Source organism: Candidatus Effluviviaceae Genus V sp. (genome assembly GCA_014728125.1).
GTDB lineage: Bacteria > Joyebacterota > Joyebacteria > Joyebacterales > Joyebacteraceae > WJMD01.
In genome coordinates this window covers 1-2,678 of record WJMD01000177.1, presented here as the reverse complement: position 1 = coordinate 2,678, position 2,678 = coordinate 1, and the positions used below count along the sequence as shown (strand labels likewise).

The 2,678-nt window shown below is 69.2% G+C and carries 1 protein-coding gene; it reads right to left on the bottom strand.

Annotated elements, in window-relative coordinates:
* A partial coding sequence (locus tag GF405_10600; GenBank protein MBD3368600.1) for an arginine--tRNA ligase occupies positions 1 to 1,143 on the bottom strand: 1,143 nt, incomplete at its 3' end.
* Positions 1,144 to 2,678: the final 1,535 nt, after the last annotated feature.

Genomic DNA, 2,678 nt, shown 5'->3' with positions numbered 1-2,678 from the left:
GAGCGTGACGATGGCCCCGGCGCGCTTCGACATCTTGACGCGCTCGCCGCCCTCGAGGAAGTTCACCTGCTGGATGATCTGGACCTCGAGCTGCTCCTTCGCGTGGCCCAGGATCTCGAGCGCGGCATGCATCTCCGCGATGTGCGCGTGGTGGTCGGGTCCCCAGAGGTCGATGGCCGGATCAAAGCCCCGGTCGAACTTGTCGATGTGGTACGCGAGGTCCGGCAGCAGGTACGTCGGGTACCCGTCGGCCTTGACGATGACCTTGTCGTCGTTCGTCCCGTGCGGCGTCGTCTTGAGCCAGACGGCCCCCTCGGACTCGTAGGTCTCCCCCGTCTCCTTGAGGGCCTCGAGCGTCTGACCGACCTTCTCCCCCAGCTCGGACTCGTGGAACCACCGGTCGAACGCGACGCCGTACATGTCGAGGTCGGCGCGCTGGGATGCGACCATGCGCTCGACGGCGAGCGACGTGAGCGTCGCCCGCCGCTCGTTCTCGTCCTGCTTCAGGATGTCCGGATGCGCCGCCAGCACGTCCTTCGCGACGTCGCTCAAGTACTCGCCGTGGTAGCCGCCCTCGGGGATCGCGAGTGGCTCCCCCGATAGCTCCCGGATGCGCGCCTCCACGGAGAGCGCGAGCTTCTGGACCTGCACGCCCGCGTCATTGACGTAGAACTCACGGTGGACGTCGCAGCCGGCCGCCTCGAGCAGGCTCGCGATGGCGTCCCCGACCGCGGCGGCCCGCGCGCTCACGACGTTCAGAGGACCGGTCGGGTTCGCGCTCACGAACTCCAGCAGGATGCGCTGGCCGTCGAGCGCGTCGCTCTGGCCGTAGGCGTCGCCCTCGCGGACGATTCCTCGGAGCCTGTCGTCGTACCAGCCGGCGCCGTAGCGGAAGTTGATGAAGCCGGGGCCCGCGACCTCGACCGCGTCGAGCTGGGCCTCGCGTTTGTCGATCGCCTCGGTGATCTCGGTCGCGAGCTCACGCGGATTGCGTCCGACCTCCTTCGCCAGACCCATGGCGATGGTCGTCGTCGCGTCGCCGTGGGACGGGTCGCGCGGGACCGAGAGGTCGACCTCGACCTCGGGCAGTCCGAGCTTCGAGAGCACCTCTGCGATGTGTGTCTTGAGCTTGTCGTCGAACACGGGTGTCGTCCCTCCTGTTGGAAGGACAGTCTACAGCATGGGGGGACGAGAGCAAGGGGCTTCCTGGTGCGGCTACGGCACCCTGAGCTCGAACCGCCTGAAGACGTCGTGCCACCGAAGCGCGTAGAGCTCGGCCCGGTCGTCGGACGGTGAGCGCCCCGCGAAGAGGAGCGCATCGCCCGCCGGCGTCTCTCGCATGCTCGTGATGTGGTCCGGCCACTCCATCACGGTCCGGAGCTCGCCTTGGCTCAGGACCCTGAGCTCACGGTGACCGCCGCCGGTCGACCGCCCGAAGAACCCGAGGGCGTCCTCTGGCCCGCAGGCGATATCGAGTACCTGGAAACCGCCGACGTCGACCGTGCCGAGACCCTCGAGCGTGTCGGTCGCATAGAGCCACGCGTGCTCGACGGGAGCGAGCCCGGACGTCCCGACGACGACGTAGGCGACCTTCCCTTCGTCGGTCACGGCGAGTCGAACGCGCTCCGCGGGGCCTGCGTCCGTACAGGTCGTTTGTATCAGGTCTCCGTCCGGGGCCACGGCGAGGAGCCTCGCGGGAGGATGCTCCGTCTCGCCGCGTCCCCTCGCGAACGTGCACGCGACGACGAGCGCATCCCCGTGCCAGGCGAGCGTCGCCTCCGCAACAGGTCCCAGGTTCGCGGACGCCACGGTTCTCCCGGAGGGGACATCGAGCACCGTCAACCGCGAGCTCGGCCACGTGAACTCCTCCGGCTCCTCCGAGAGCACAACGGCCACCCGCTGTCCCGTCGGAGAGAACCGGGCATCAAGCCGGCGGACGTAGTCGTTGAACCCGCCGATCCGCTTCCTTCGGTCCCCGTCGACCGTCCAGAGCTCGGCGCCGCGGCCGTGCCGCCAGAGGAAGACGTCGCCCTCGGGAGACAGCTCGCCAGCCCCCTCGGGCATCGTCCGGCGGAACAGCTCTTCGCCCTGCGCGGTCTCGCAGACGACCTCGACCTCGTCCCGGTCACCGGTCTCCCTGCTCAGAAGGACGATCGAACCGTCCGCGCTGACCTCCACATCGGCCGTCCCCTCGACAACGTGCACGCGTCGGGCATCACCGGAGGCGCCGAAGATGCAGACGGCCGATGAGGCAGGCCGGGGCTCAAGCCCTTTCTCCCTCGCGACATCCTCGGGCATGGCGCCCGCACAGAACACGGAGGCCCCGAGCGGGAACGGCGCGTCGCGCTTCGCGCCGCTGTAGGAGCCGACGGAGACCTCGACCTCCCGGGAGATCGGGTCGAACGAGGCGTGCCACACCCAGTCCGCAGGGCTGCCCCCCGCATCCGGGTCGGTCATCGATGCCAGTCCGTCTACGAGGCACCAGGTGCTGTCGGCCCCGGCACGGAGGTACACCAGATGCTCGCCGTCGAGAACCCCCTCGTCCAGCCCGACGAAGCCGTGGAAATGCGGCGGCAGCTCGACCCGGATGAGGTCGCCGGCCTGGTGCGGGGCTGCTCCTGTCGCGTCCGTGACCTTGAGGAGCATGAAGTTCGGGTCGTCGAGGAACGCCGCGCGCG